This is a genomic window from Acidithiobacillus sp. TH-A67 (assembly GCF_057473545.1).
This window is the reverse complement of the sequence record NZ_JBYCKU010000046.1, coordinates 1-26,693: the sequence shown is the minus strand read 5'-3', so window position 1 is coordinate 26,693 and position 26,693 is coordinate 1. Positions and strand designations below refer to the sequence as shown.

At 57.3% G+C, this 26,693-nt stretch carries 29 protein-coding genes and 1 pseudogene; 11 read left to right on the top strand and 19 right to left on the bottom strand.

What is annotated here, in order from left to right; translation table 11 throughout:
• The first annotated feature begins 26 nt into the window (after positions 1-26).
• Complete coding sequence (locus AC2VNM_RS07245; protein ID WP_483166970.1) at positions 27-1,118, top strand: L,D-transpeptidase family protein; 1,092 nt, start codon at positions 27-29, stop codon at positions 1,116-1,118.
• On the opposite strand, the gene AC2VNM_RS07240 is transcribed toward AC2VNM_RS07245, so the two are convergent.
• The 18 genes from AC2VNM_RS07240 to AC2VNM_RS07155 form a co-directional block, all read right to left on the bottom strand.
• On the bottom strand, positions 1,115-1,813 hold the full coding sequence (locus AC2VNM_RS07240) for a YdcF family protein (protein ID WP_483166969.1): 699 nt from the start codon (positions 1,811-1,813) through the stop codon (positions 1,115-1,117). The genes AC2VNM_RS07245 and AC2VNM_RS07240 overlap by 4 nt on opposite strands.
• A 90-nt stretch (positions 1,814-1,903) precedes the next feature.
• Positions 1,904-2,848 carry a lipoyl synthase gene (lipA, locus tag AC2VNM_RS07235; protein ID WP_483166968.1) on the bottom strand — a complete coding sequence of 315 codons (945 nt, stop codon included), beginning with the start codon at positions 2,846-2,848 and terminating at the stop codon, positions 1,904-1,906.
• The gene (gene lipB / locus AC2VNM_RS07230) at positions 2,848-3,501 is read right to left on the bottom strand and encodes a lipoyl(octanoyl) transferase LipB (RefSeq protein WP_483166967.1); all 654 of its coding nucleotides are present in this window, start codon (positions 3,499-3,501) and stop codon (positions 2,848-2,850) included. The genes lipA and lipB overlap by 1 nt, the downstream gene beginning before the upstream one ends.
• Positions 3,492-3,758 (bottom strand): DUF493 domain-containing protein, encoded by a 267-nt coding sequence (locus AC2VNM_RS07225; protein WP_483166966.1) that lies wholly within the window; start codon positions 3,756-3,758, stop codon positions 3,492-3,494. Before AC2VNM_RS07225 ends, lipB begins: the two co-directional genes overlap by 10 nt.
• 86 nt (positions 3,759-3,844) lie before the next feature.
• Positions 3,845-5,008, bottom strand: a complete 1,164-nt coding sequence (locus tag AC2VNM_RS07220) for a D-alanyl-D-alanine carboxypeptidase family protein (RefSeq protein WP_483166965.1) — start codon at positions 5,006-5,008, stop codon at positions 3,845-3,847.
• Between the two features lie 23 nt (positions 5,009-5,031).
• Complete coding sequence (rodA, locus tag AC2VNM_RS07215) at positions 5,032-6,135, bottom strand: rod shape-determining protein RodA (protein WP_483166964.1); 1,104 nt, start codon at positions 6,133-6,135, stop codon at positions 5,032-5,034.
• A gap of 4 nt (positions 6,136-6,139) precedes the next feature.
• Positions 6,140-6,616 carry a rod shape-determining protein MreD gene (gene mreD / locus AC2VNM_RS07210; protein WP_483166963.1) on the bottom strand — a complete coding sequence of 159 codons (477 nt, stop codon included), beginning with the start codon at positions 6,614-6,616 and terminating at the stop codon, positions 6,140-6,142.
• The gene (mreC, locus tag AC2VNM_RS07205; RefSeq protein WP_483167266.1) at positions 6,613-7,452 is read right to left on the bottom strand and encodes a rod shape-determining protein MreC; all 840 of its coding nucleotides are present in this window, start codon (positions 7,450-7,452) and stop codon (positions 6,613-6,615) included. The genes mreD and mreC overlap by 4 nt, the downstream gene beginning before the upstream one ends.
• Before the next feature lie 7 nt (positions 7,453-7,459).
• A complete protein-coding gene (locus AC2VNM_RS07200; RefSeq protein WP_483166915.1) occupies positions 7,460-8,503 on the bottom strand; it encodes a rod shape-determining protein in 1,044 nt (347 codons plus the stop codon).
• Between the two features lie 206 nt (positions 8,504-8,709).
• Positions 8,710-10,437: a thiosulfohydrolase SoxB gene (gene soxB / locus AC2VNM_RS07195; RefSeq protein WP_483166914.1), complete on the bottom strand. Its 1,728-nt coding sequence runs from the start codon at positions 10,435-10,437 to the stop codon at positions 8,710-8,712.
• A 26-nt stretch (positions 10,438-10,463) separates the two neighbouring features.
• On the bottom strand, positions 10,464-10,994 hold the full coding sequence (locus AC2VNM_RS07190) for a DUF302 domain-containing protein (RefSeq protein WP_483166913.1): 531 nt from the start codon (positions 10,992-10,994) through the stop codon (positions 10,464-10,466).
• A gap of 49 nt (positions 10,995-11,043) precedes the next feature.
• The gene (soxA, locus tag AC2VNM_RS07185) at positions 11,044-11,907 is read right to left on the bottom strand and encodes a sulfur oxidation c-type cytochrome SoxA (protein WP_483166912.1); all 864 of its coding nucleotides are present in this window, start codon (positions 11,905-11,907) and stop codon (positions 11,044-11,046) included.
• Between the two features lie 65 nt (positions 11,908-11,972).
• Entirely contained in the window at positions 11,973-12,308 is a 336-nt protein-coding gene (soxZ, locus tag AC2VNM_RS07180; RefSeq protein WP_483166911.1) for a thiosulfate oxidation carrier complex protein SoxZ, read from the bottom strand.
• A gap of 32 nt (positions 12,309-12,340) precedes the next feature.
• Positions 12,341-12,850: a thiosulfate oxidation carrier protein SoxY gene (gene soxY / locus AC2VNM_RS07175; RefSeq protein WP_483166910.1), complete on the bottom strand. Its 510-nt coding sequence runs from the start codon at positions 12,848-12,850 to the stop codon at positions 12,341-12,343.
• A 23-nt stretch (positions 12,851-12,873) separates the two neighbouring features.
• Positions 12,874-13,257: a sulfur oxidation c-type cytochrome SoxX gene (gene soxX / locus AC2VNM_RS07170; RefSeq protein WP_483166909.1), complete on the bottom strand. Its 384-nt coding sequence runs from the start codon at positions 13,255-13,257 to the stop codon at positions 12,874-12,876.
• 248 nt (positions 13,258-13,505) lie between these two features.
• The gene (locus AC2VNM_RS07165) at positions 13,506-14,873 is read right to left on the bottom strand and encodes a sigma-54-dependent transcriptional regulator (RefSeq protein WP_483166908.1); all 1,368 of its coding nucleotides are present in this window, start codon (positions 14,871-14,873) and stop codon (positions 13,506-13,508) included.
• 8 nt (positions 14,874-14,881) lie between these two features.
• A complete protein-coding gene (locus tag AC2VNM_RS07160) occupies positions 14,882-16,273 on the bottom strand; it encodes an ATP-binding protein (protein WP_483190079.1) in 1,392 nt (463 codons plus the stop codon).
• 88 nt (positions 16,274-16,361) lie between these two features.
• On the bottom strand, positions 16,362-17,879 hold the full coding sequence (locus AC2VNM_RS07155) for a PhnD/SsuA/transferrin family substrate-binding protein (protein ID WP_483166906.1): 1,518 nt from the start codon (positions 17,877-17,879) through the stop codon (positions 16,362-16,364).
• A 56-nt stretch (positions 17,880-17,935) separates the two neighbouring features.
• On the opposite strand from AC2VNM_RS07155, the gene moaC reads away from it, so the two are divergent.
• A complete protein-coding gene (gene moaC / locus AC2VNM_RS07150; RefSeq protein WP_483166905.1) occupies positions 17,936-18,433 on the top strand; it encodes a cyclic pyranopterin monophosphate synthase MoaC in 498 nt (165 codons plus the stop codon).
• 47 nt (positions 18,434-18,480) lie between these two features.
• Here the strand turns inward: moaC and AC2VNM_RS07145 are convergent, their stop codons facing one another.
• Positions 18,481-18,786: a hypothetical protein gene (locus AC2VNM_RS07145; RefSeq protein ID WP_215872252.1), complete on the bottom strand. Its 306-nt coding sequence runs from the start codon at positions 18,784-18,786 to the stop codon at positions 18,481-18,483.
• Between the two features lie 176 nt (positions 18,787-18,962).
• Here AC2VNM_RS07145 and AC2VNM_RS07140 point away from each other — a divergent pair, with 176 nt between their 5' ends.
• The 9 genes and pseudogenes from AC2VNM_RS07140 to AC2VNM_RS07100 form a co-directional block, all read left to right on the top strand.
• Positions 18,963-21,821, top strand: coding sequence for a molybdopterin oxidoreductase family protein (locus AC2VNM_RS07140; RefSeq protein ID WP_483166904.1), 2,859 nt, complete (start codon positions 18,963-18,965; stop codon positions 21,819-21,821).
• An 18-nt stretch (positions 21,822-21,839) separates the two neighbouring features.
• A complete protein-coding gene (locus AC2VNM_RS07135; RefSeq protein WP_215872250.1) occupies positions 21,840-22,532 on the top strand; it encodes a 4Fe-4S dicluster domain-containing protein in 693 nt (230 codons plus the stop codon).
• 9 nt (positions 22,533-22,541) lie between these two features.
• Complete coding sequence (locus AC2VNM_RS07130; RefSeq protein WP_483166903.1) at positions 22,542-23,480, top strand: dimethyl sulfoxide reductase anchor subunit family protein; 939 nt, start codon at positions 22,542-22,544, stop codon at positions 23,478-23,480.
• Positions 23,461-24,525, top strand: a complete 1,065-nt coding sequence (moaA, locus tag AC2VNM_RS07125; protein ID WP_483166902.1) for a GTP 3',8-cyclase MoaA — start codon at positions 23,461-23,463, stop codon at positions 24,523-24,525. The genes AC2VNM_RS07130 and moaA overlap by 20 nt, the downstream gene beginning before the upstream one ends.
• Before the next feature lie 70 nt (positions 24,526-24,595).
• Positions 24,596-24,913 (top strand): rhodanese-like domain-containing protein, encoded by a 318-nt coding sequence (locus tag AC2VNM_RS07120; RefSeq protein ID WP_483166901.1) that lies wholly within the window; start codon positions 24,596-24,598, stop codon positions 24,911-24,913.
• Positions 24,914-25,037: 124 nt separating this feature from the next.
• Positions 25,038-25,268: a sulfurtransferase TusA family protein gene (locus tag AC2VNM_RS07115; protein ID WP_215872246.1), complete on the top strand. Its 231-nt coding sequence runs from the start codon at positions 25,038-25,040 to the stop codon at positions 25,266-25,268.
• A 51-nt stretch (positions 25,269-25,319) separates the two neighbouring features.
• Positions 25,320-25,790 carry a sulfur carrier protein DsrE2 gene (gene dsrE2 / locus AC2VNM_RS07110; RefSeq protein WP_483166900.1) on the top strand — a complete coding sequence of 157 codons (471 nt, stop codon included), beginning with the start codon at positions 25,320-25,322 and terminating at the stop codon, positions 25,788-25,790.
• Positions 25,791-25,858: 68 nt separating this feature from the next.
• Positions 25,859-26,542, top strand: coding sequence for a 4Fe-4S dicluster domain-containing protein (locus tag AC2VNM_RS07105; RefSeq protein WP_215872244.1), 684 nt, complete (start codon positions 25,859-25,861; stop codon positions 26,540-26,542).
• 12 nt (positions 26,543-26,554) lie between these two features.
• Positions 26,555-26,693, top strand: a pseudogene (locus AC2VNM_RS07100) (heterodisulfide reductase subunit B); the annotation flags it as partial.

Genomic DNA, 26,693 nt, shown 5'->3' with positions numbered 1-26,693 from the left:
CTGCCAGCCTCCCGGATGAGGTTGCAATGCTGCAAAACACACTACGAAAAATTTTTCTTGCCGGCTGTACCGCGCTGGCCCCGCTCGCCACCCTGGCTACGGTGTTCCCCCTGCCCGAGCAGGGCAATATGGTCGGGAACCTGCAAGCCGTCACCAGCCATCGCGATGACACACTGCTCGATATCGGTCGATTCTACGACATTGGCTATAACCAGGAGGTTGGCGCCAATCCCGGGGTGAATCCCTGGCTGCCAGGACAGGCCAGCAAAGTCATCATTCCCAACGAGTACGTACTTCCCCCAAAACCTTGGAGCGGAATCGTTGTCAACATTCCCGCCCGACGTATCTATTTCTTCCCGGAGGGACGGGGGGTGGTATTCACCTATCCTGTCGGGGTGTTCCTGCCGGGCTGGAAGGAGAGCCTGACCACCACCAGCATCATCCAGAAATTCAAGATGCCGGCCTGGAACGTTCCCAAAAACATCCACGCTTGGTTTGAAAAGAAGTTCCATATGGATATTCCGTGGTATTGGCCCCCAGGTGCAGAAAATCCTATGGGGGAGTTGGCCATGGAGACGGGGCTCTCCGGGATCTTCATTCATGGCACCTACCACCCCTGGGGCGTCGGTATGCGAGCCAGCCAGGGTTGCTTCCAGATGTATCCGGAGAATGTCGCGCAGCTCTTCCCTATGGTGCCGGTGGGGACCTCAGTGCGTATCATCGATGAGCCCAACATGGTGGGCGAACGCAACGGACAGATCTACCTGCAGTGTTACAAGCCGCTGCATGCGTATAACAAAGAAGGACCAACGGATCTACAACGCGCAGTAGTTGCCATCAAGCAGTTTATGGCGGCCAATCATTTACACGAGGAGATCGACTGGGCAAGGGTGCGGCGTATGGTCGCCGAGCACAATACCGTCGCTTTGCCGATTGGGGTGGGCACACCCACCTACGCCACCCTGGCCCAGGCGTTGCCCGCCAAGCCTTATGCGTACGCGCCATATGGACCCGCTGCCAATGGTGCTGCCGTTCCTCCGCCACTTCCGCTTGCGAGCGCAGCCAACCAGGATCAGATCAACGTCAAGGTCTATCTGCCCGGACAGAAGCCTAATTAAAACTGCCCGGTGCGCCAACGATACCAGAGGAGGCCAGCATACTCGTGCATGGCCTCACTGCTGATTTCTTCATAAATTGCGCGTGGCAACCACGACTGCCAGGAGAGAGGCGTCGCCTGTCCCATCCGGTAGTCGCAGGGTACGGGCGTTGGCAGGAGACCATAATGACGGAACCAGGCCATGGCCCGGGGCATGTGGACCGCCGAAGTCACCAAGTAGATACGACGAATGTCATGCTGGCGCAACAACGCGGCGCTATCCTTCGCATTTGCCGCGGTGTTGTACGACTTCCCTTCCAACCAGATGGGGTTGTCGATATGAAAACTGTTCCGCAGTAACGCCGCCATGGTCGCTGCCTCGCTGGGCGCACCAAAACTAGGCGCACCGCCACTGGGTACCACGGGTAGATCGACTTGTTGTGCCAGTGCGGCGGCCGCCTGTAAGCGCATCAACGTTCGTGCATTGGCCATTTCGGGTATCGGTCGACCCGGATTGACGATCTCGCCACCACCCAGCACAACGATCGCTTGCGGTGCCGAGTCTCCATGCAAGGGATGCAAGAGCGGTGGATAGCGATCTTCTAGAGGCTGCAGCAGGAGACGCGCACCAAACGGAGTAGCTGCAAAATAGATCCCCAGTAGAGCGAATGCGATCAGGAGTCTACCCAGGGAATGCCAACCCAGCAGGGCGCTCACCAGGATTCCAATGCCAGCCAAGCTCAAAAAAATACCTGGCGGCTGGACCAAGGCGGAGCCGAGGCTGAGAAGATAAATCGGCGTCACGCGTTACAGTGGGTCAGACCACTCGCGGAAACTATTTTCGGCATGGTAGGAGGAGCGTACCAAGGGGCCGGCTGCCACGTGACGAAACCCCATCTCCCGGCCGATGTGCTCCAGTTGCACAAACTCATCGGGCGCCACATAGCGTTGCACGGGGTAATGATGGCGCGAGGGCGCTAGATACTGCCCGAGGGTGAGCAGCGAACAACCGGCAGCGCGCAGATCGCGCATCACTTCGATGATCTCCCCGATTTCCTCCCCCAAGCCCAGCATGAGGCCTGACTTGGTCGGGACATTTGCATGGCGCTCCCCATAGCGGCGCAGTAGCTCCAAAGAATGCGCGTAGTCTGCGCCTGGACGTGCCTGGGAATAGAGCCTGGGTACGGTTTCCAAATTATGATTGAGCACATCGGGGGGGCATTCGGCCAGCGCATCGAGGGCCTTGTCCAGACGTCCGCGAAAGTCTGGAACGAGGATTTCGATCTGCAGCTCCGGACATTGCCGACGCAATGCGCCGATGACCGCGGCAAAGTGCCCGGCACCGCCATCGCGCAGGTCGTCGCGGTCGACGGAGGTCACCACAACAAATCGTAACCCCATCTGCGCAACGGTCTGTGCCAAGTGCGCAGGTTCCTCCGGATCAGGAGCCGTTGGTCGGCCATGGGCAACATCACAGAAGGGACAGCGCCGAGTGCATAAATCGCCGAGGATCATGAAGGTAGCCGTGCCACCACCAAAGCACTCTCCCAGATTGGGGCAGGAAGCCTCTTCGCAGACCGTATGCAGGTTTGCCTGTCTGAGAATCGTCTTCAATTCGTCCACACGTGGGTTCAATGGCGAGCGCACTCGCAGCCAGTCGGGCTTTCGCTGGCGCGGCGACGGCTCGACAATGACGGGAATGGGCACGGGATTGCGACGGACCTTTTCCTCACCTCGTTCGGCGTTTGCCATCAGTTACCCCCTTTGTGCAAGGGCCGCCCGAGGGCAATAGAGAGACTGTCGAGTAGCTCCTGGGCCACGGTTTCCGAGGGCAGATCTGGGCAGAGGGTGTGCACTTGCGTGACTTCCAGGCCAGGGCTACCACAAGGATGAATGCGCTGAAAAGGGCTGAGATCCATGTCGGTGTTCAGGCTCAATCCGTGATAACTGCGGCCCTTTTGAATGCGCAGTCCCAGGGAGGCAATTTTGGCGCCCTGTACATAGACCCCCGGGGCGTCGCGGCGTGCTTGGGCGCTGATGCCGTGTTGTGCAAGCAGGTGGATGACGGCATTTTCCATGGCCTGCGTCAACTGCCGCACATTCCAGCCGCAGCGCGCGAGATCGATAAGGAGGTACGCTACCCATTGGCCGGGACCGTGATAGGTCACCTTTCCGCCGCGATCGCTGCGGATGACGGGAATGGGACCGGGGTCGAGAACGTCCGCCGCGTCGGCATTGCGCCCCAGGGTGAAGACTGGGGGGTGTTGCAACAACCAGATCTGATCAGGAGTCGTCTCGTCACGTTGCCGAGTGAATTCGCGCATGGCGTCGAGTACGGTGAAGTAGGGCAGCAGACCCGGCCAGCAGCGCACAGAAATGGCTTCGTCGGAGAGCTTTACAGGCATAGCATCACCCCCTCGATTTCCTGTACTGCCGCATAGATGGCCTGCAGCTGCATGGCACTGGTTACCGTTACTGAGCAAGTGACGGCGCTATACTTGCCACCACCACTAGCGCGCACGCTGAACGCCTGTTGCGGTACATCTGGCACATGCGCGGCGATGGCTGCCTGCACGGCACTGAGCAGGTCGTCGTGCTGACCAATGGCCTTCACGTGATGGATATGGGGAAAATCGTCCGGCCCCTCGCCTGGCGTTTCCATGCCTGCTCCTCGTCGCGCCTCGTCTCGTCCGAGGCATCTATCCCTGCATGGTAGTGCTTCCACGGCATCAGGTGAAGTCCCAGGCCTTAGATGGCGCTGCGGACGCGGTGCCACAGCTGGCCGAGCCAGGATGCCTTGCTCACTGCAGTGCTGGCGAAGACCGGTACGCTGCGCACGACCTTGCCATCCAGAGTCACCTGCAGTTGTCCCAGTACTGTCCCTTTGCTGAAGGGTGCCTGCACCTTTGGATCCCATAGCAAGTGGGTTTGCAGATCGGCGGCGTGGCCACGCGGAATAGTGACAATCAATGGCTCGGCGACGGTGACGGGCACTTGCATGGGTGACCAATCACTGTGGGATGCCACCCCTACCTGCTTGCCCGCCACCGCCAGTGCCTGATTTTCGTAGAAACGATAACCATAATTCAGAAGGGCTTCGATAGCGTCCGTACCGGAAGACCAGCTAGGCGCACCCATCTCCACGGCAATCAGGCGCCTGCCATTGCGCTCGGCGGTGGCATCGATACAGTGCCCAGAGGCATCGGTAAGCCCGGTCTTCAAGCCGTCGACACTGGGGTCGCGGAACAATACCGGATTCCAGCTGCGCTGCGTAATCTTATTGTAAGTATAGGATTTGAGCTTGGTGATCTGCAGCACCTGCGGATATTGTTGGATCAGATGACGCGATAAAACGGCGACATCGTAAGCGGTCGTATACAGATTGTCGTCGGGTAAACCATCTACATTGCTATAGTGTGTTGAATGCAGTTGCAGCTTTGCTGCGGCATTGTTCATCAAGGTGACGAAAGCCTCTTGGCTTCCCCCGATGGTCTCGGCAAGGGCTACCGCCGCGTCATTGCCCGAGTCGATCAAGAGCCCGTGCAGTAGTTGGTCTACCGTCACCGGCAGACGTGGCTGAATGAACATACGAGAACCACCGGTTTTCCAGGCAGTCTCCGATACCGGAACTGATTCCTCTAACTGCAGGCTACCATTAGCTATTGCTTGATAGGTGAGGTAGGCCGTCATCAATTTGGTCAGGCTCGCGGGTGCGCGGCGCAGATCCGGGTCTTTCGCCGCAATGATCTGCCCAGTTTGAGAGTCCATCAGAACGTAGCTCGCCACATTCGGCAAGGGGGGTGCCGGTGGAATCGGCAACTGCGGCGTTGGGGTAACGGCCATTGCCAACGCGGAGAAAGCAAAAAGTAAGGTAGCCAGTACACTGTTGAAGAAAGTACGCATAGAAGCCATGAACATCCTGCTAAAAAGGTGAGTTAGTCGTGGAGTCGGGGGTGCGAATGAATGGACATGAGAATACCCAAACCGACGAGAAAGGTCAGCATCGCCGTGCCACCGTAACTGATGAGTGGCAAGGGTACACCTACCACGGGCAGAATCCCGCTGGTCATTCCCATGTTGATGAAAACATAGAGGAAAAAAGTAAGGCTGAGGGTGCCGGCGAGTAATTTCCCAAAGCGGGAGCGGCTCTCGAACGCAATGACCAAGCCGCGCAGAACGATGAGCAGGTATACTGCCATTAGCAGTAGCACTCCGACCAGGCCAAACTCCTCGGCGAAACCGGCAAAGACGAAATCGGTCTGCGCCTCGGGCAGGAAATCCAGGTTGACCTGGGTGCCATGGAACCAGCCCTTGCCAAAGATGCCGCCCGAACCGATGGCGATCATACTCTGGATGATGTGATAGCCGGCACCGAGCGGATCGCGTTGCGGGTCGAGAAAGGTGAGAATGCGTTCTTTTTGGTAGCCATGTAAAAAATGCCAAAGCACCGGACCGCTGACGGCGGCAAGCAAAATCAGGGCAATGAACCAGCGTCGTCGCACGCCCGCCAGCCACATCGCAAAGAACCCCGCCGCCGCGATTTGCACGGCAGTACCGAGGTCGGGTTCCTTGGCGATGAGGAGAAAGGGCACGCCGATCAACACAAAGCCAATGACCGTGGGTCGCCACAGGCGTACATCATCTACTTGCGAATAGTAATACGCGAGCATCAGCGGTAGGGCGAGTTTGACCAGCTCGGAAGGCTGAAAACTCAGGGGTCCAACGCCCAGCCAGCGTTTGGCCCCCATGCTGGTTTCGCCAATGACTAAGGTCAGCAGCAAGAGCACGATACCCACGGCATACAGGGGCGGGGCCCAAGCCCGTAGGCGCTCGGGCGGCGTATTGGCGATAGCGATCATGACGCCAATGCCGATGGTGAAGCGCAGGAGTTGTGCCCATACCACGTGAAGGTTCTGTTGGCTGGCACTATAGAGCACTGCCAAGCTGATTCCCATAAGTAGCAAGATCCCGGTCATCAACGCGGGATCGATGTGGCCGAGAATGCGGGCGAGACGTTGTGGCCAGTTGCTGGGGTTCATCTGCTCATCTCCTCAGTTGCGGCCAGTGGCGCTGCATTTGATCGAGAAGATACGTCAACAGCGGCCAAAGAGCGGCACCCAGCGCTGGTCCAATGAGGAGAGCGTTGTGCCAGGCAATCGGCCGCAGCAAAAGCGGCCAGAGCCAGGCAGTGAGCTGCTGGGCGAGAAGCAAAAAGAAGATAAAGAAGAGCTGTTCCCATGGTGGAAGCCGTCGTACCCGGTTCATCCAGGTATAGAGCAAGACCAGCATGAGCACGAGGGAGATTGCCTGAGCGCCGAGAAGATCGCCAAGGAGCAAATCCTGAAGCAGACCGATCAGCCAGATAAGGACATAGCTCAGTGCCTGTTCGCTGCTCAGAGCCCAGTACAGGATGAGCAGCGCGACAAAGTCGGGGTGCAACTGCGCGTAGAGGGGGCCAAACGGCAGCGATTCCAAGAGAAAGGCCAGGAGAAAGCCGACGAACAGAGCCCCCGCCTTCATCGATTCGACGAATGGCGGGTCTGCGGCCAAAGCAGTAGGATGGTGTTCAGCGCCGCCAGATTGGCACTTGGGCGCACGGTAATCTGGGCAAAAGGACCGCCGTTTTTGCGTTCAACGGTTTCCACCACGCCCAATGGCAGACCTGGCGGGAAGCGGCCACCCAGTCCGGAAGTGACCAGCTCCGTCCCCGGTACAAGCTTTGTGTCACGTGACTGAAAGGGAACGGACAATGCCTGCAGGTTCCCCTGCCCATCCACCAGTATTGGTTCATCACCTCCCAGAGGTTGCGCAGGAATGGAACTGGATAGATCCGATAGGAGACTGATTCTGGCGTTGTCGCAGCTGACGGTGACCACCTGCCCAATTACGCCGCCGGGTGCGAGGGCCGGCTGACCGACATAGACACCTTCCGCCGAGCCCGCATTGATGGTGATTTGTTGACTTCCGGCGAGCAGACTCTGCGCCTCGATCTGCGCCACCGTCACCCGGCCTGGCGCAGTGGGAAAACTATCCAGCAAAGCAAGAAGCTGGCGATTCTCCGCACGTAATACGGGGAGCGCAAGGTCCTGTATTTCCAAGGCATGCAGGCGTTGCCGAAGGTCCGCGTTTTCGCTCTGCAGTGCCGCCTGTCCCTGTAGGTACTGGCTACCAGCCAACCACGCATCACGCACCTGGCTATTGAGCCAGAGAATTGGGCGCGCCAGACTCAGACCGAATTGTTGCAGGTTGGGGTGTCCAACACTGTAAAAGCTCAGTGCTGCGCTGACTGCACCCAGCAGAACAAGGCGCAATAGCGAAGGAAGCGGACGACTCAACGACATGCCGGGCATTGGCATCTACGCTTCACTCTTCTGCAAATACCTCGCCCAGACGCTCCAACTCTTCGAGCGCTCGACCGCCACCACGGGCCACACAGGTGAGAGGGTCCTCGGCAACGATGACCGGTAAGCCAGTTTCTTCCATGATCAAACGATCGAGGTCGCGCACTAGGGCACCGCCGCCCGTCAGCACCATGCCGCGCTCGGCGATGTCACCGGCGAGTTCTGGGGGGGTCTGCTCTAGGGCCAGCTTGATGGCGCCGACGATCGCGCCGAGGGGCTCCTGCAGAGCCTCGAGGATTTCGTTGCTGGAGATGCTGAAGGTGCGTGGCACCCCTTCGGCAAGGTTGCGTCCGCGCACCTCCATGCTCAGCGTTTCGCTCAAGGGGTAGGCGCAGCCAATGGTTTTCTTGATTTCTTCGGCAGTGCTTTCGCCAATCAACATACCATAGTTGCGGCGGATATAATTGACGATGGCTTCGTCCATCTTGTCGCCGCCGACGCGCACGCTCTGCGAGTAGACGACGCCGCCTAGGGCAATCACACCGACTTCGGTAGTGCCACCGCCAATATCCACTACCATTGAGGCGGTGGGTTCGGCAACGGGCAAGCCCGCGCCAATGGCTGCGGCCATGGGCTCCTCGATGAGGTGCACTTCCCGGGCACCGGCGCTCTGGGCGGACTCCCGAATGGCGCGCCGTTCGACTTGGGTTGCGCCATAGGGTACGCAGACGATGATGCGCGGACTCGGGCTCAGAAAGCGCTGGGGGTGGACGCGTTTAATGAAGTGCTTGAGCATCGCTTCGGTGATCTGAAAGTCGGCGATGACGCCATCCTTCAGTGGACGGATGGCAATGATGTTGGCCGGTGTGCGCCCCAACATGCGTTTTGCTTCTTCACCAACGGCTTGGGTGCGTCGGTCCGCGCCGTGGCGACCGATGCGGATCGCCACCACCGAGGGTTCAGAGAGGACGATGCCTTTGCCGCGCACATAGATCAGGGTATTCGCCGTGCCGAGGTCAACTGCCAGGTCGCTCGAAAACAGTCCAAGAAAGCGCTTGAATATCATTTAGTTGTGATCCTGCATGGGGGGTCCAGAAGCCGATGCTGTTAGCGGGCCGTGCGCCTGCGCAGCGGTCCAAGAAATGTTCGGCCAGTCTAGCAGAAGCCATGGCAAAGCCCAAGAACCGGTAAGCGACTGAAACTGTGGTGATTTGGCTACAAAAAAGCCGGCGCATATGGCCGGCCGAGTCCGCTCGTTACCAGGTTGTCCTGTTACAATTTATAGGTTTTGGGAAAGGCGATGCCGCGATTGCTGCGCATATCGGCATTCAACACTGGCAGGTCCACCTTTTTCACTTCCACATGCTTCTGACTCTGCAGCCAGCTGGCAAAGACCTCCCAGACCGGCTTGCCTTCCACCGGCTGCATGGCGGCCCAGCCGGCGACCTTGTACTTTTTGCTGGCACTGGCCAGTTTGCCACCAATACGCAAGTTGCTGATGCGATGATAGATCTTCTCGTCGGGGTTGAAGTCGTACTGAATGTTGCCAACGCGGATCATGTCACCGCCCTGCTGGTAGTACGGGTTGGGGTTGAAGATGTTGTCGGCTACCTGCTCCATGATGTTTTTGATCTGCTCGCCGGTATAGTTGTTGACCGTGACCTGGGGGTAGGTGATAGCCGTCTGCCCCATGACATCTTCCATGGTGATGGTTTCCCCAGGCAGCTTGCAGTAGCCCCAGCGGAAACCGGGTGAGAACGAGGCCTCGCAATTCATTTCGGCGCGCAAGGCGTCGCAGAGGAGCTGATCGAAAGTGCCGTTGAAGTTGTCACGCCGATACAGCAGGCTGCCGGTGGTCGCCAAAGGCTGCTGCAATTTTTCTAGATACGGTTTGCGCACCCCGCCGATGTACTCGCTCATTGCGGCATCGGCGGGGATCAGGTTGGAGAACACCGGCAGATAATGGAAGCGCCAGCCATTGAGCTTGCCTTTGCCAACATCGAGATCGAAGCGGGCGAGGATCTTGCCGTTGGTGCTGGTATTGATGATCAAGGTCTGGTTCACCTGGAAAGGCTTGGGACCCATGATGTCGTGCGTATGCCCCCCGAGGATGATGTCGATCCCCCTGACCAAAGAGGCCATTTTTTTGTCCACGTCAGCGCCATTGTGCGACAGGACGACGACCAGGTCAGCCTTTTTGTCACTGCGACACTCGTCTACCATCTTCTGCATGTGTTCGGTATGAATGCCAAAGCCCCAGTCAGGAATCATGTAGCCAGGGTTCGCAATGGGCGTGAACGGGAATGCCTGGCCAATCACGGCAATGCGACGACCACTGATTTCGTGGATCTGATAGGGCTGAAAGACGGGCTCCTGCCAGGTGTTGCTGAACACGTTCTGCGCCAGGAACTTGGCCTTCAGCTTGTTTTTTACCAGATATTCGACTTGCTTCTGACCATAGGTGAATTCCCAGTGGCCGACGAAGTCATCAACGCCGAGTAGATTCTGTGCGCCAACCATGTCCTCGCCCTTGGTCCAGAGTGCGGTTGCGGACCCCTGCCAGGTATCTCCGCCATCGAGCAGCAGTGCGCGATTGCCGAGCTGTTCGCGATAGCGTTTTACCAGCGTAGCGATATGCGCGTAGCCACCAATTTTTCCGTAGTGCTTGGCGAGGGTATCGTAATCCAGGCAGGAATAGGCGTATTCATCGCGTCCGCTGTGGGCCAGGCCATAATAATCGAGCATCCACTTGCCACAGAGGTGTGGGGTCTGATTCAGAACCGGGCCGACACCGATGTTCGTATCGGGTTCTCGCCACCAGACCGGCAGAAGCTGGGCATGCGAATCAGTCATATGCAGCAGTGTGACATTACCGTAGGCGGGAATATCGTAGGGGTCCTTGTCGCTCCCCCAGGCGGCCTGGATGGCGCCGGGCGCAAAAAAGCCGCTTGCCCCGGCCACACCCAAAAGTTGCAAAAAATCTCTTCTACCCAATTGCATGACAGTAATACCTCCCCAATTCTTGTTTATAGTCCGCCGGATTTGGCCTGCTTCATTACGGTGATGATCTGTTTATCGAGTTCCTTGGCCACTTTTTCCGCTTCGGCATTTTTTGGAAAATAGCGCAGCGCGTAGGTGGGCAAATAGGTCATGAGTTTCAATTGACCATGGCTTTCATACATGACGATCTTGCACGGGGCGAAAGCGCCAAACTCCGGAGTGCTCTGTAAAATCTTCGCACCTAGTACGAGATTGCACACTTCATAAATCACGTAGGGTGTATTGCTTTTGATGCCGCGCTGCTGCAAACCCTGCTGCACATCCAGCGTGCCGACGACATTCATGTTTTCCGCCTCGGCACCGCTGTTGATACCGAGTTTGATCTGGGCGGGCGTCACCCCTCGGTCTACAGCTACAACATACAACGGCGAATCCGTATTGATTTTGGGCATGCCGGAAACCGGCGCCGCAACGAGTGCAGCGTGGGCGATACAGGCGAAGCCAGCGCTGGCCAAGGTAACGCTGAGTCTTGCCGCAAGGGGTGCGATACGAAACATGGAGGACTCCTCTGGTACGACAGTTTGGATCAGTAGAAAGCTCGTCGCCTTACGGCCGGTAGCCGGGAACATTCATCTTGATGCCATTGCTGAGATAACTCATGAAATATTCCAGATTGCGATAGTCGACGCTCTCCAATTTTTCGGGTTGCGCACCCACCTGCTTATCGCAGCCTTCCATACGTTTTTGTAGGGTATTTACCGTCGACCAAGCCGCCCGATAGGTGGGAAAATGGGCACTCTGCCCAACGACGGGTGAGATGATCTGGTCGCGCAGATATTTTCCGGCATAGGCAACATGGCAGGACGCACAGGAAAAATTGAGTTGCCCGCGCTTCATAAAGAAGTAGGCCTTGCCCTCTTCAAATGCCTTCACCGCGCCCGGCCCTTTCACCTGCACATCGACCGGCACACCGTTGGACAGCGACCCAAGATAGGTCTGCAGCGCGATCATGTCCTGACTGCCGTATGGCAGCGGCGCCTCGCCGTTGGCTTTGCGACAGGCATTGATGCTCATACCAATGGTAACGACTTGCTGTGTCTTGTTATCAAACGTTGGGTAATGTGCCGCCACCCCTTTGCCGCCATCGGGATAGCAACTGGCGTAGGTTTTTCCATTTTTGAACTTGCTATCCCAGAGCTTCTGCCCTTCGGAGAGAGTCAAATCTCCTGGGTTGAACTGCATGGCCTCCTGATATTGCGCGTAGAGCTGGGGATTGAAGGCATAGGCACCCAGTGCGTATTTCTCCAACGGCATATCGGGGAATTGCTGTTTGAAATATTCATGAAATTGTTGCAGGGTTTGTTCTGGTCCCACCTTGGTGTTTCCTAGATCCCACCAATTCACCGCATTGGCTGCGATGCTGTTAGCGGCAAGCGCCACGACAGCAACGGGTACGAGCCATTTTTTCATTGCGATTTCCCTCCCTTTTTATGGAAATCGGCGCAGTGCGTTATGCACTGCGCTGTAGAGTACTGCTAACTCACGGTAATTTTGGAGTCTGCACTCCAGCTACCATTGGTATTGTCTTTCCAGATCATTTTTAAGGTACCACTTTCTTCCGCACGCATTTTGAACGCCAGATAGGGGTTGGCGCTGACCGCAGTACTCCAGTCGACATCCAACAGCGGTTTGTCGTTGAAGGTGATCGTTACCGTCTGAATGAAATGTGCTGGGATCAATTTGCCCGTTTTTTTGTCTTTCTGGAGACCAGTAGTCATCGGGTTCATGATCAGGGAGCGAATCTCCACGATCTCTCCCTTTTTCGCGCTACCGGGCATGCGGATCATCGGGTTGCCAAGTGCTTCTGCCATGGTATGTTGCTCCTTACGAAAATCGAAAAAAATCAGCCGCCGCAGCCGCCAATGGTGACCTTGACTTCACGGGGTGCCGAGGCCATCAGTTCCCCTTTGTTGGTTTTGGCGACGACCCGAACATTGTCGGTTTTCGCCATTTTGATGCGTTCCTGAATGTAGGCCTTACCACTGGCTGGAGTGAAGGTGAACTGGCTGGCCAGAGGGGTAGGATTATGATCGACGAAGAGCCAGACTGTGCTGATGTAGTCATCCGCCGTCATGGGAGAGTCGACTTCGATCGTGACCGGCACAGCGCCGCCGTTTTCGGCGATCGTTGGGGCCTTGAGCGAAACCTTGGACGAAACGGGTACGTTGGTCTTGCCGACCGAGTCGCTCATGGCCTCATCAAGCACCTTGGCGTCGAAGGCCTTGACTGGCCAGCCTGCGACGTTTTCGGCGAAGGCGTTGCCTGCTCGCAAAAGGCCGGTACTAGCGACGGCAGCTACGGCAGCGGCGGTGACGCCGGTACCGAGGAATTGTCTACGTTGCATTTGCTTCATATATATACTCCTCAACGGATGATTTATTTCAACGACCAGAGATAGTCAGCAACTTGTTCCAGTTCTTGGTGAGTCAGAACCTTGTTTTTTCCAAACTCCGGCATGTTTGCGTAGGGAAAAAGTTTTTCCGGATCAGACAGAAAGGCGACCAATTTTTCCTTGCTCTGAAACATTTGTTGAAAGGTTACGCCTTTCATCGGTAGGGCCGGGCCTACATTACCTGCTTGCGTGCCGCCGGGAAGGGCGTGACAGGCCAGGCAGTTTCCCTTGGCGCGGTCAAAAGCCAAGGCGCGACCAGCTTCAATGTTATTGACCGCTGGGGCAGCGCTGGCAGCCGTAGCGACCAACAATAGGGCGCCAGCCAATCCAGTCAGAATCCCCGCGCGTGTGCGTCTGTGAGCGTTCATGATGACTCCTGTGGTGCTGCCCGGTTCCTTGCCCGGTGCGCCATTATTTAGCAGATGTCGTGCCAGGTCTGGCGGGGGGCGTTGGCTCCGGATGGACGAGGCGCGGGAAACCCTGTTACACATCGGAAAATCAGTTTGTTATCCTGCAATTCCTTGCCGGAGCCATGGCCTGATAGCGGGGCAGTTCGCAGGCGCAAACAAAAAGCCCCGGACCAGCGCCGGGGCTTCACTGTGCCGAAAGGCACAGACTAGTCTCTATCCAATCCCTCTTCCTCGTCCGCCTGGTCGGCCAGTAACCCCATATTCTTCATCTTGGTGCGCAACTGTTTCCGGCTGATGCCCAGCAGCACGGCTGCCTGGCTTTGGTTGAAACGGGTCTTTTCCAGGGCGCTGAGCACCGTTTGCCGCTCGATGGCGGGCAGATCAAAGGGGCTGGACGGATTCCCCTCACTGTTAGCTTCCTGCTCGCGGATTTCCGCTGGTAGATCACGCCGACCAATGCTGTTTTGCCGGGTGAGCACCACACAGCGTTCTAGAAGATTCTCCAATTGCCGGATGTTGCCCGGCCAGGAGTAACTTTCTAGGGCAGCGAGGGCATCGCTGTCGATTTCTATGCGTGAGCGGCCGATCTCGTGACAGATTTTTTCGAGAAAATGGCTGACCAACGGGGCAATATCGGCGCGGCGTTCCCGCAGCGGAGGGATATGCAGTGGGATAACATTTAAGCGATAGTACAGGTCTTCCCGGAAATGTCCTTCCTGAATGGCCTGTTTTAGATCGACGTGGGTGGCGGCGACAATCCGCGCTTGCAAGCGGATCGGCTGGTGGGTACCCAGGCGCGTGAATTCCCGTTCTTGCAGGGCGCGCAAGAGCTTGACCTGCATCGGTAAAGGCATGTCGCCAACTTCGTCGAGGAACAGTGTGCCGCCGGCTGCAATTTCCAGCTTTCCGGCTTGACTGCGCACCGCGCCGGTAAAGGCGCCACGTTCGTAGCCAAAAATTTCGCTTTCCACCAACTCCAGAGGAATGGCGCCGCAGTTGAAGGCAACGAAGGGTTCGCCAGCACGCGGAGAGGCCTCGTGTAAGGCACGGGCCACCAGTTCCTTGCCCGTGCCGGATTCGCCACTGATTAGGACATTGGAAGGTGCCGGAGCAACCAGATCTATGGTTTCGAGAAGTTGGGCGATCGCCCGACTTACCCCGATCAGACCATGCCGTTTCGGGGCTTGTCGCAGAGGCGGGACGCTCCGGCCACCGCGTTCGAGGATTTGCCGAATCAGCGCCAGTAGTTCGCCCTCGTCCACGGGTTTCGTCAGGTAGTGCTCCGCTCCTTCCTTGATCGCCTCCACTGCTTGTTCGATCTCGCCATAGGCTGTGCTGACAATGATCGGAATCGAGGGATACAGGGCCTTCACCCGACGCAGAAGTTCCATGCCAGACATCCCCGGCAAGCGCTGATCCGTAAGGATCAGTGTGGGACTTTGTTGCTGTAGGAGTTCGAGGGCCTCCTCTCCTGACTCTGCCTCGAGCACTACAAAGCCCTCAGCGCCCAAGATGGCGGCGAGGACGCGGCGCAGATTGCGCTCATCCTCCACGATCAGAATTTGGGTATCCATACTGCTCCTCAGCCTTCGTTAATGAGCTCTGCCCGGTTGCTGCGTGCGAGTGGTAACGTGAGCACGAAACAGGCCCCATATCCCTGCACCCGGCGCAACTCTACGCTACCGTCGTGGACCATCATGATTTTGGAGACAATCGCCAGACCAAGTCCACTCCCCTTGGTTTTGCTCGTAACGTAAGGTTTGAAAACCTCCGTCCATTGCGCTTCGGGAATGCCCGGTCCATTGTCTTGTACACTGATCTCGACACTGTCCGTGAGGGCTGCGGCCCGCAGCAGAATGCGACCTTCTTGGGCAGGAACGGCATCACAGGCGTTGAGCAAGAGGTTGCTGACCGCCTGCCCCATCAAGGAGGCATCGAAGCTCGTCTGCAGGCCAGGACTACAGTCCAGGGTCACGCGAATTGCGCGGGTATCGAAGTCCGTCACGTGCCGCTGTATGCAGTGCTGCAGGAATGGGCAGAGTTCGTGTGGCTCGACATGGGTGTCATAGCTTCGGCCAAAATCCAAAAATCCCTGGGTCATGTCGTACAGGCGCTGCACCTCTTCTTCAATGATTTGTAAAAACTCCTCCCGGTTGTCGCGATCGTCGTAGCGCACCAGATAGCGTGCCGCCCCGCGCACCGAGGACAAGGCATTGCGAATCTCGTGTGCGACCTGCGACGACATTTGCCCGATGGTCACCATACACTGCATGGCCTGCTGCCGCTGATTGAGTTTGCGCAACTCCAGCAGGTGTTCGCGCAGCCGTGTCACAAGGGAGCGAAAGGCAAGTTCGAGACGATGCAGTTCATCCCGATATTCGTCTGTCTCTTCTGCTTGCGCTTCCTCGCGGATACCGAACTGCCGTTGCATGGCTTCCATTTCATGCATGAGTCGCGATATCGGTCGCGTGATGGCAAGACTGACCAGATAGGCACCAATGAGGCCGATAATGGCAGTGATGATGCCGAGGATCAGGAGTCGACTGGTGGTGTGCTCGAGTTTTTGGGCGATGAGACGATCGATTTCTGGAGTGGCACTGCGCAGCCATACCGTACCCAGGCGCTGATTGCCGGCAATGATGGTGGCGGAGTAGCCATATTTCCGGGGCAGCATTTTGGTCGCCGCAGGCGGTATCTGCGTGCCTACCTGCGCAAGATCCGTGCTAGCAACCACGGTGTTGGAGCGGTCGACGATCAGTACCGCAGATACGAGAGAGTTCCCGCTGTTGGCGAGTTGCGCAAGATGGCCTGCATCTTTGAGAAGTAGAGGATTGGCTGCCGAGCTGGCGATACTATCAGTGAGATGGCGGATTTCCGTCTGTAACTGACTGGTCAGGTCGGCTCGCACGGAGGTATAGAGAAAGGTGGCGATCAACAGATAAATCATGGCGATGAGAAGCGCGACCAAGGCCATGCTCTTACTGCGCCAGGTCAGGCGTTGCCAGAGGTGGGGAACTGACGGCGTCACAGTGCGTGGGAAAGGCTGTTGGCGTTAGTGAACTTCATGGCTGTGGGTTGACCTCCTGAAAGCCCGCGGCCGTCAGGGCCTGTTTCGGGAGTGTAGCCAAAATGTTGCGAACCTGCGCGTTCTGGGCGCGCGAAATTGCCGGGCTGGCGACGAGGTCCCAGGCCGGCGCGGGACCGGTGCGAGCGACGATTTGCCAAGTATGCGGCATGGCGGCAGCGAGACTGTCCACCGTCGCACTGCGCACAACCCCCAAATTTGCCTGGCCACTGCCAAGCGCGGTGAACACTGCGCGTTCCGAATCCACCGGCCACCAGGAGAGCGGTTTTCCGGCAGCAAAACCGGCAACCTTGTCGGCGATCAGATCTCTGGCGCTGCAGTAGGGGCTGCCGTACGCAATCCGCAGTTGCGCTGGTGCTGTTTTGACGCCAGCGATGCGCACCAGCGCCAGACCTGAAGATCCAGCATTCGGAATCAGAGTGGCCAAGCGACGAATGTGGCCCTGCGCGGCTTTCGTCATCAGCGGACTCAAGAGCGCAAACTGGTAGCGTCCCGCCTGGAGTTGCTGCAGATATTGCCTTTCGTCGCGCGGCAGCGAAATTTCGATGGCCTTGCCCGTCGCCTTTTCCAGAGCCAGGCGCAAGGGTTGAAACAGGCGCGCTGCGGTCAAAGGAGAAAACGCGGGCGGAATGCCCAGGCGCCAACGTGGGCGTTGCAACCTCGGCGTCAGCTCTTCGCCATATAGGTCAGCATATAGACTGCGCAATGGTCCATAGGTGCCGGGAGAGATGGGGGTGAAGCGGGTTGCCAGCGCATGGATTGCCGCCATGGCGTTGGGGTCCTGCTGTGCCAGATCAAGCAATGCCTGGCGGATTGCCGCCTGCTGCGCTGCGGGGACGCTCTCTGATGCAGCGATGAGATCGCCGGGCCCGACGGTACTGCGGGCAATCACGCGCAGGGTGCCTGCGCGTAGATACGGTACGGCAACGTTTTCGGCAACGGCAGTTGCATCATAGAAGCGCGCTGCCACATCCATCAACGCATTGCTGTCGCTTCCGCCTTGTCCCAGTTCGCTGAGATCCCGTCGTTTGATGCCGGCAGCATCCAGCAGAGAAAGGGGCACCAGGGCCGATGCCGCACAGGCGGGATTCCCCAAAATGAAGGATTTCCCACGTAACTGCAGGACCGTGTGGATCGGACTGTCGCTGCGGACGACGATCACGCTCTCGTTGCCGCCGGGGGGTGGCACCAGGCCAGCGAGGGGAGTATATGGATCGCTGTGGGCGATCTTTAGATACGCAATCGGGCAGAGCAAAACGATTTGCGCTCGTTTTTCTCTCGCCTTCAGGTAGAATTGGTGAAGATCCGCACTGAAGCTGAGCTGAATTGGCTCGCCAAGGGATTTTTGCAAGTGCGTCGCGAGAGGTGCAAAGGCCGCGAACATGACCGAAGGGCTGCTGACCGGTGGCAGCAGAAAGCGTAGCTCGGCTAGGCCTTGCAGGGGCCAGAGCAACAGGTTGAGGCAGATACCCAGTAAGAAAAGTCGTAAACGCATGGGAAACCGATGGCCGAGCAATCGCCTAGACTAAGCAAAAGGAGTGCCAATATCCAATGCAGGAAAAATCTCTAACGCATTTTACGCAACAGGGCGAGGCGCAGATGGTGGAGGTGGGTGCCAAACCGGCCACCTTGCGGCGCGCCGTAGCCAGTGGCGCCATTCGCATGGCCCCGGCAACCCTCACACGGATCCGTGCTGGAGATATGCACAAGGGAGATGTGCTGGCAGTGGCGCGAATTGCTGCGATTCAGGCCAGTAAACGCACAGCCGAATTGATCCCTTTGGCACACCCACTGTTCTTGACTGGCGTAGAAATCCGCTTTGCGCTCGATGCCGATTCGAGCGAGGTACGCTGCGAAGCCGAGGCGCGCTGCCAGGGACAGACCGGCGTGGAAATGGAAGCGCTCACCGCAGTGAGCGTCGCCTTGCTGACCATTTACGACATGTGCAAGGCTATCGACCGGGGCATGTCTTTGACCGGGATTTGTCTGTTGCGCAAGGAGGGGGGCAAATCTGGCGTCTGGGAACGCAAGCCAAGCGCTGGGCAATGAAGCGGGGAGGGGCGTAGTCGCAGCGCTCCCCGTCGTGGTGCTTGCTATTACTTGCCGCGGTGCGGAGAGGAGCTGTAACGCACCATCACGTCGCGATCTTTCCAGTTGCTCTCTTTCAAAATTTCATCCGGGATCATGTAACGATCCTGCGGCGCTACATCCTGGCACTTGACGATCCGCAGCACGTCGGAGAAGGGCAGCTTGCGTAGCAGGCCGTCCTTATCGGTGGCGCGGACGATCATGGCGTCCTTCAACAGGGCATAGACATAGAAATTGCCAGGGCGCAGCTTACCTTCCTTGTCTTTCCAGGTGACGGTAATCCGGGTATGTTCTTTGAAATCGTTACGATTCATCTCTGGTCTCCACACGTTTCAGGACAGGGTGAACTTATCGACTTTGGGCTGTCCAGGCAAATAAGCCTCCCTTATTACAAAATCAAAAAAGCTGAGTTGCTTTATCGCCATGGCTCGGCGACCATCATCTCCCTACCTTTCCGGTGGGTCCGTTCAAATTTCAGTGAGGTCAGGCGATGGCTACGGTCATGGAGTTCGAGGATCACAAGAAGCAGGAAATCAAGTACAGTACCTGCTACATGTGCGCCTGTCGCTGCGGTATCAAGGTCACCGTAGAAGACAACAAGGTGCGTTTCATCCAGGGTAACCGCAATCATCCGATCAACCAGGGAGTGCTCTGCGCCAAGGGCTCGGCGGGGATCATGAAGCAGTACTCCCCGGCTAAATTGCGCAATCCTTTGCGGCGCAAGCCAGGCACTGAGCGTGGTGCCGGCGAGTTCGAAGAGATTTCCTGGGAGGAAGCTCTCGACACTCTGACCAAACGCCTTGAACACATTCGCGCGACGGACCCCAACAAGTTGGCCTACTTTACCGGTCGTGACCAGATGCAGGCGCTCACCGGGCTTTGGGCGCAGCAATTTGGCACCCTCAACTGGTCTGCGCATGGCGGCTTCTGCTCTGTCAATATGGCCACTGCCGGCCTGTACATGCTCGGCCACGCCTTCTGGGAGTTTGGTGACCCGGACTGGGATCGCACCAAGTACTTCATGCTCTGGGGTGTCGCCGAAGATCACTCCTCCAATCCGATGAAGATTGGTCTGGAGAAACTCAAGCGTAACGGTGGCAAGTTTGTGGGTGTCAATCCGGCGCGCACCGGCTATCAGGCCATTGCCGACGAGTGGGTGCCTATCCGTCCGGGCACCGATGGTATGTTCGCCCTGTCCATGGTGCATGTGCTTTTGCAGAATGAGCAGTTCGATTGGGACTTTTTGCTGCGCTACACCAATGCCCCCTTCCTGGTGGTGAATACCCCCGGTCAGAAGGGTGACGGTCTGATCTGGCGCGATGCCGAGGGGCACCCTCTGGTCTGGGATCTCGAACAGCAGGCCTACGTCAATGGCATGCAGCCTGGCGTCAAGGCAGCCCTCTTTGGCGAATTCCAGACTCCCGATGGTCGGCCCGTGCGCACCATCATGTCCATTCTCGCCGAGCGCTACCTGGACGACCGCTATAGCCCCGCCAACGCCAGCAAGATCACTGGCATTCCGGCTGAAACCATCGAGCGGCTGGCCCTGGAAATGGCCCACGTCGCGTTCAAGGAAAGCATCGAGATTGAAGTCGAATGGACCGACTGGGCGGGCCGCAAGCATGACAAATTCATCGGGCGGCCAGTGTCCATGCACGCCATGCGCGGTATCTCGGCGCATTCCAACGGTATGCAGGCTGCACGTGCCATTCACCTGGTACAGATTCTCTTGGGCACCATCGACTGTCCCGGTGGCTTCCGCGCCAAAGCGCCATACCCCAAGCCGGTGCCGCCGCCAAACAAGCCGGCGCAGCACAGCGCTCCCAATACACCACTGAAGTCCTTGCCGCTCGGTTTCCCGACTGCGCCGGAAGACCTCGTCATCGACGAGAATGGTAATCCAAAGCGCATCGATAAGGCCTATTCCTGGGAGGCACCGATTGCCAACCATGGCCTGATGCACATGGTGATCACCAACGCCGTCAACAAGGACCCCTACGGTATCGACACCCTGATCTTCTTCATGGCGAACATGAGTTGGAACTCCACCATGAATACCGCCAATGTGCAGGAGATGCTGAAGGCCAAGGACGAAAATGGCGAGTACAAGATCCCGTTTTTGGTGGTCATCGACGCCTTCCATTCGGAAATGGTGAACTTTGGGGATCTGATCCTGCCCGATACCACCTACCTGGAGCGCTACGATTCCATCTCGCTCTTGGATCGACCCATTTCCGAGCCGGATGCCATCTGTGACTCCATCCGCCACCCGATCCTTAAGCCGGACCGCAATGTGCGCCCCTGGCAGGACGTGATGGTGGAGCTGGGGGGGCGTTTGAAACTGCCTGCCTTCACCAAGGAGGATGGTACGCCCAAGTACAGCGGCTACAAGGATTTCATTGCCAATTTCGAGCGTGCTCCGGGAATCGGCTTTCTGGCCGGTTGGCGGGGTAAGGATGGCGAGACGCACCTGCGCGGTGAACCGAACCCCAATCAGTGGGATCGTTACATCGAGAATCAGGGGTTCTTCCAGTATCACCTGCCCAAGTCCCAACGCTTCTATCGCTTTGCTAACAAAGAATATCTGGAGCTGGCGCAGCGGGTGGGATTCAATCCTACGGCCGACCCTATCATCATCGAGTTATACTCCGAAGCCTTCCAGCGCTTCCGCTTGGCGGGTCAGGGCCTATATGATGGTCCGATGCCCAAGGATCCGGTCGACCGCGAGCGTCTGGCTACCTATTTCGACCCGTTGCCAGACTTCTACGAGCCCTTGGAGCAACAGCGTATCGATAAGAAGGAATACCCGTTCTTTGCTGTCAATCAGCGCCCCATGATGATGTATCACTCCTGGGATAGCCAGAATGCCTGGTTGCGCCAGATCATCGCACAGAATTATCTGTACATGAATCGGCAGCGCGGCGAGCAGATGGGGATCCAGGACAAAAGCTGGGTTTGGGTCGAGAGCCACAATGGCAAGATCCGCGTACAGGTGAAGCTGATCGAAGGTTGCCAGGAAGACACGGTGTGGACCTGGAACGCCATCGGCAAGCAATCCGGCGCCTGGGGTCTGAAACCCGACGCCGCAGAGGCCACCCGTGGGTTTCTGATGAATCACCTGATTTCGGAATTACTGCCGCCCAAACAAGGCGAGCGGCGCTTGACCAACTCCGACCCGATTACCGGGCAGGCAGCTTGGTATGATCTGATGGTGAAGATTTATCCGGCGGCGCCGGGTGAGGAGGGCACCTGGCCCACCTTCCCGACCATGAAGCCGTTACCTGGCGATACTCCGGCACCGGACGTGCTACGGTATCACACCCACAAGCCCGTCAATCTCAAGTCCTGAGTAGGCAAGGAGCGCGACATGAGACTTGGATTAGTCATTGATCTGGACACCTGCGTAGGCTGTCATGCCTGTGCGGTTGCTTGTAAGGAATGGAACACCAGCGGCACCACGGCACCACTCACGGATTACAACCCGTATGGCGCGAAGCCGTCCGGGGTCTGGTTCAACCGTATTCGGCACTACGAAATCGGGGAGTACCCCTACAACAAGACGGTCAATTTTCCGATGTCCTGCATGCATTGTGAAAATGCGGAGTGCGTCACCGTCTGCCCCACTGGCGCGAGCCACAAACGCCCCGAAGACGGAATCGTTCTCGTCGACCAAAGCAAGTGCATGGGTTGCAATTACTGCTCCTGGGCCTGCCCATACGGCGCCCGCGAGCTGGATCGGGTCTCCGGCACGATGAAGAAGTGCACCCTCTGCATCGACCGCATCTACGACATGGAAATCCCCGAAGAAGAGCGTCAACCGGCCTGCGTACTGACCTGTCCTGCGCATGCCCGCATGTTCGGTGACTTCGACGATCCAGAAAGTCCGGTCAGTCGGGCGGTGCGGGAGCGCGGGGGCTATCAGCTCATGCCCGAATTGAACTATGACCCGAGCAACCATTATCTGCCGCCGCGCGTGCACGCCCCCATCCCCACCGAAGGCCTGAAAAAGAAGGCCGGCGCAAAGGTGAAGGAGTGGGTCAATCGTGTGGTGGAGCGCTAAGGAGACGTTATGCACGCGGCACTGGCAGTTATTTTTCTCACCCTGTTTTCTGGCGGCGGATTTGGCCTGATGGCCCTCGTTGCCATCGTCAACGATCTGCATATTGATGGTGGACTGAGTCCCATCCAAACCCTCGCTGCGGTGATTTTGTCGCTGATCTTTGTCACGATTGGCATGCTGTCCTCGACGGCGCATCTTGCCAATCCCAAAAATGCGTGGCGGGCCTTCACCCGCTGGCGTACGTCCTGGTTGGCACGCGAAGGTATCTTTGCGGTTGCGTATTATCCCTTTGCCTTTGCCTACCTGGTCTGGACTTTTGTGACGGGCGCCCCTGATGCCACAGTCGGTCTGATCCTCGCTAGTCTGGCAGGGGTGATCGGACTCATCACCATCTTCTGCCAAGGCATGATCTACGCCGTGCTGCGTACCATTCGCCAGTGGAATACGGCTCTGGTACCGGCCAATTTCTATGCCATGGGTCTCGCCATCGGCGCCACGCTCCTTGCTGCCGTGCGTATTGTCACGGGCGAGAGTGCCGGAGTTTTTGTGGGTATTGCCATTGCCCTGATCGCTGCCGTGGCGGTGATGAAGGCCATCTATTACTTCTGGATTGCGCGTCCCTCTGGACCGACGATTCGCACGGCAACGGGTTTCAATCGTTTCACTGTCCGCATTCTGGATCAGGGACATACCTTTGGCACCTTCCTTACCGAGGAGTTCGGCCATACGTTGGCGCGCGATAAGGCTCGCGGGATCAAGCTGATGATGTATTTCTTCGCTGTCATCGTGCCGATCATTGCACTGGCATTTGCCGTAGCTTATCAGTCAGCCGTTGCGGCGGTCATTGCCGCGGTGTCCATCGTGTTTGGGCTGGGAGTGGAGCGCTGGCTGTTCTTTGTCGAGGCACAGCATGTGGTGAACCTGTATCATGGTCGCCAGCGCTGCTGACAAACAAGGCTACTGCACTCCCTCTGGGCAGATAAGTAGCCTGCCCGAGGTGGGGGGGCTTTGGGATCAATATGGCAGACGCATCACCTACCTGCGGCTATCCCTTACTGAACACTGCAACTTTCGCTGTCAGTACTGCAGCCCAGCGGAAGGCACACCGTACTTCGAGCGTGAGGAACATCTGCGTCCTGACGAGATTCACCTCGTCCTGCGCAGTTTTCAGGCCCTGGGTCTCCGACATCTGCGCTTTACTGGCGGCGAACCTCTCATCCATCCTAGCTTGTTGGCGCATGTCCGCTACGCCAACGAACTTGGTATCGGTAAAATCAGCCTCAGTAGTAATGGCTATCTGCTCGATCGCTTGGCCGAACCTCTTGCCCAGGCGGGGCTGAACAGTCTCAATATTAGCCTGGATAGCCTCGACCCCGACAAGTTTCAACAGGTAACCCGGGGGGGGATGTTGCCGCGCGTGCTACGCGGCATCGATGCCGCGCGTGCGGCTGGCATACCCCGCATCAAGATCAATGCGGTCCTTTTGCGTAGCGTCAACGGGTCGGAATTGGCGTCTCTGGTCGATTACGCGGTCGCCCGTGGCTTGGAGATTCGCTTCATAGAAACCATGCCGCTGGGTAGCGCGGGCAGCGGTAGTCAGGAGCAAGATTACCTCTCTGCGAGTGAGGCTCGGGCGACAATCGAGAGAGAGTTTGGTGCGCTTTTACCGCTTGCGAACAGTCGCGACCAAGGTCCGGCAAGACGGTACGCCCTGCCGGGTGGGCAGGGCAGCATCGGTTTCATCACCCCTATCAGTGACAACTTTTGTGCGACTTGCAATCGCGTACGTCTGACGGCAACCGGCCGTCTCGTCTTTTGTCTCGGTCAGGAGGCAGGTATGGAATTGCGTCCCCTGCTCCGCGCTGGCATGGGTATGGTCGAACTCGGCAAGGCGATCGCACAGGGTATCTGGCAAGACAAACCCGAGCGCCATGTCTTCGATCAGGATCGCAAACGCTCTTCAAAAATATTTATGATGCGTCTTGGGGGATGAGATAGATTAGAATTCTGGTCGGTAGAGATGCTACCATTAACGAATTCTGTTTGGGAGTGGATCTAAGATCATGTATGGCTTCAAAGAAATTACCGCCGAGCAGTTGAAGGAGATGCAGGAGAAGGCGCAGGCCTTCACTTTGATTGACGTGCGTTCACCGGCCGAGGTTGCCCGCGGGATGATCAGCGGCGCAAAACACATTCCCCTGCATCTGCTGCCAATGAGTATGGCCGAGATCGATAAGGAGAAGCCCTTGGTATTCTATTGTCTGAGCGGTGGGCGCTCATCGCAGGCCTGCGCTTTCGCGGCCGCACAAGGCTTCTCGGAGGTATACAACCTGCGAGGTGGGATTTCGGGCTGGGCTAACCGCTCTTTTCCCATTGTCTAGCCTAGCGTATAAGAATATGCTGAAATATGCCGAACTAATCAACAAATTAAAATCTTTGCCTTGCTTGACGGGCAAATCCTGATACATTCATACGCTGTTGTTTGACTTGAGAGTGGAGGTTGCAATGGTACAAGAAGACAAGTTGCTGGATGCCCGTGGATTGAACTGCCCGCTGCCCATCCTGCGCACCAAGAAGGCCCTGGGAGAGATGAATGCCGGACAAGTCCTGAAAATCGTTGCTACCGATCCCGGTGCAGTGAAGGACTTTGAGGCGTTCTCCAAGCAGACGAAGAATCCTCTGCTCGACCAGGCGGAAGCCGGCGGCGAGTTCGTGTTCTTCATTCAAAAGGCCTGATGAGCCTGAGGCGCCCGAGAATCGATTTCTGGTGCCCTCGAGGAGTGAATTATGGATGAAAAGAAACTGGCGATTATCGCCACCAAGGGTACGCTGGATTGGGGTTACCCGCCTTTTATCTTGGCCTCTACCGCAGCGGCTCTTGGTTATAGCGTGGAAATCTTCTTCACCTTTTATGGTCTGCAGTTGCTGAAGAAGGATCTTGGGCATTTGCGAGTCAGCCCGCTCGGAAACCCGGCCATGCCTATGCCGGTGCCTATGCCGACATTGATGATGGTCTTGCCGGGAATGGAAGGTATGGCAACTTCCATGATGAAAAGCAAGATGAAGGCCAAGGGCGTGGCGAGTCTTGAAGAGTTGCGTGAACTCTGCGTCGAGGCGGAAGTGCGCATGATTGCCTGCCAGATGACGGTAGACCTGTTCGAGTTTGATACGGCCGATTTCATCGACGGCATCGAGTTGGGTGGAGCGGCCGCCTTCTTTGAATTTGCGGGCGAGTCCGACATCACCTTGTTCACCTGATCGGAACGGATCAGGGGTGTGGCGGTCAGACAGATATCGGCTTACTACTGCTAGTGAGGAGCAAGTAAATGGCGACTTACGCTGAAATGAAAGAGATGTTCGATGAGATTCGTGCCGACTTCCGGTACGATCACGAACTCAATGGTTGTCTTAACTGCGGTATCTGCACCGCCACCTGTCCGTCGGCACAGTTTTACGATTACAGCCCGCGGGAAATCGTCCAGCTCTTGTGGACGGAAAACGTGGAGCAGATTTACGACGCCATGCAGGAGAAAATCTGGGCTTGTGCGCAGTGTATGACCTGTGCCGCACGTTGCCCCTTTAAGAATTCCCCTGGTGGCTTGGTGATGATCATGCGCGAGGTTTCTATTCGCCATGGCATGCAGTCTGCGAAAGACGTGTTGCGGCCCTTCGGGCGCGTGATGCTCAAGCTCATCACTACCGGCAATCAGTTGTCTCCCGATATGATCCAGCCGGATCACTTCCCCGACTGGGGTCCAAACATTCAAAAGGTCGAAGGCGATCTTCGCGTGTTGCGCAAGGCGATCCCGGTGCGCACCCTGCAGACTGTGGAAACTGCCTGGGAAGTTTCGCTGAAGACCTCCGTGGAAATGTACACCATCTGGGAAATGACAGGCGTGCTGAAATCCTTGGAAACCATGGATGAAAATCTCTTCGACGTGATCGAGGACTTCATCGATGAAAAGCGCGAGGACTACGAAGACTGGCTCGAAAGCCATGGCGACGAGTAAGGGGTGACGAAAATGAGTGAAAACACGACGCAGCAAGGGGTAGCCGGTCACGGTGCCTTTTTCCAGGATACCAATCTCAACGCCAACGAAGCCGAAGCCGCCACGGCGTGGGTGCGTAACCATGTCGATCGGCGCTCCGTGGATCTGGGCG

Excerpts from the sequence above, each read along its gene's own strand:
- AC2VNM_RS07245 (WP_483166970.1), top strand. The coding sequence starts at position 27 with ATGCTGCAAAACACACTACGAAAAATTTTTCTTGCCGGCTGTACCGCG.
- lipA (WP_483166968.1), bottom strand. The coding sequence starts at position 2,848 with ATGGCAAACGCCGAACGAGGTGAGGAAAAGGTCCGTCGCAATCCCGTG.
- lipB (WP_483166967.1), bottom strand. The coding sequence starts at position 3,501 with ATGCCTGTAAAGCTCTCCGACGAAGCCATTTCTGTGCGCTGCTGGCCG.
- AC2VNM_RS07225 (WP_483166966.1), bottom strand. The coding sequence starts at position 3,758 with ATGGAAACGCCAGGCGAGGGGCCGGACGATTTTCCCCATATCCATCAC.
- AC2VNM_RS07220 (WP_483166965.1), bottom strand. The coding sequence starts at position 5,008 with ATGGCTTCTATGCGTACTTTCTTCAACAGTGTACTGGCTACCTTACTT.
- rodA (WP_483166964.1), bottom strand. The coding sequence starts at position 6,135 with ATGAACCCCAGCAACTGGCCACAACGTCTCGCCCGCATTCTCGGCCAC.
- mreD (WP_483166963.1), bottom strand. The coding sequence starts at position 6,616 with ATGAAGGCGGGGGCTCTGTTCGTCGGCTTTCTCCTGGCCTTTCTCTTG.
- mreC (WP_483167266.1), bottom strand. The coding sequence starts at position 7,452 with ATGCCAATGCCCGGCATGTCGTTGAGTCGTCCGCTTCCTTCGCTATTG.
- AC2VNM_RS07200 (WP_483166915.1), bottom strand. The coding sequence starts at position 8,503 with ATGATATTCAAGCGCTTTCTTGGACTGTTTTCGAGCGACCTGGCAGTT.
- soxB (WP_483166914.1), bottom strand. The coding sequence starts at position 10,437 with ATGCAATTGGGTAGAAGAGATTTTTTGCAACTTTTGGGTGTGGCCGGG.
- AC2VNM_RS07190 (WP_483166913.1), bottom strand. The coding sequence starts at position 10,994 with ATGTTTCGTATCGCACCCCTTGCGGCAAGACTCAGCGTTACCTTGGCC.
- soxA (WP_483166912.1), bottom strand. The coding sequence starts at position 11,907 with ATGAAAAAATGGCTCGTACCCGTTGCTGTCGTGGCGCTTGCCGCTAAC.
- soxZ (WP_483166911.1), bottom strand. The coding sequence starts at position 12,308 with ATGGCAGAAGCACTTGGCAACCCGATGATCCGCATGCCCGGTAGCGCG.
- soxY (WP_483166910.1), bottom strand. The coding sequence starts at position 12,850 with ATGAAGCAAATGCAACGTAGACAATTCCTCGGTACCGGCGTCACCGCC.
- soxX (WP_483166909.1), bottom strand. The coding sequence starts at position 13,257 with ATGAACGCTCACAGACGCACACGCGCGGGGATTCTGACTGGATTGGCT.
- AC2VNM_RS07165 (WP_483166908.1), bottom strand. The coding sequence starts at position 14,873 with ATGGATACCCAAATTCTGATCGTGGAGGATGAGCGCAATCTGCGCCGC.
- AC2VNM_RS07160 (WP_483190079.1), bottom strand. The coding sequence starts at position 16,273 with ATGGCCTTGGTCGCGCTTCTCATCGCCATGATTTATCTGTTGATCGCC.
- AC2VNM_RS07155 (WP_483166906.1), bottom strand. The coding sequence starts at position 17,879 with ATGCGTTTACGACTTTTCTTACTGGGTATCTGCCTCAACCTGTTGCTC.
- moaC (WP_483166905.1), top strand. The coding sequence starts at position 17,936 with ATGCAGGAAAAATCTCTAACGCATTTTACGCAACAGGGCGAGGCGCAG.
- AC2VNM_RS07145 (WP_215872252.1), bottom strand. The coding sequence starts at position 18,786 with ATGAATCGTAACGATTTCAAAGAACATACCCGGATTACCGTCACCTGG.
- AC2VNM_RS07140 (WP_483166904.1), top strand. The coding sequence starts at position 18,963 with ATGGCTACGGTCATGGAGTTCGAGGATCACAAGAAGCAGGAAATCAAG.
- AC2VNM_RS07135 (WP_215872250.1), top strand. The coding sequence starts at position 21,840 with ATGAGACTTGGATTAGTCATTGATCTGGACACCTGCGTAGGCTGTCAT.
- AC2VNM_RS07130 (WP_483166903.1), top strand. The coding sequence starts at position 22,542 with ATGCACGCGGCACTGGCAGTTATTTTTCTCACCCTGTTTTCTGGCGGC.
- moaA (WP_483166902.1), top strand. The coding sequence starts at position 23,461 with ATGGTCGCCAGCGCTGCTGACAAACAAGGCTACTGCACTCCCTCTGGG.
- AC2VNM_RS07120 (WP_483166901.1), top strand. The coding sequence starts at position 24,596 with ATGTATGGCTTCAAAGAAATTACCGCCGAGCAGTTGAAGGAGATGCAG.
- AC2VNM_RS07115 (WP_215872246.1), top strand. The coding sequence starts at position 25,038 with ATGGTACAAGAAGACAAGTTGCTGGATGCCCGTGGATTGAACTGCCCG.
- dsrE2 (WP_483166900.1), top strand. The coding sequence starts at position 25,320 with ATGGATGAAAAGAAACTGGCGATTATCGCCACCAAGGGTACGCTGGAT.
- AC2VNM_RS07105 (WP_215872244.1), top strand. The coding sequence starts at position 25,859 with ATGGCGACTTACGCTGAAATGAAAGAGATGTTCGATGAGATTCGTGCC.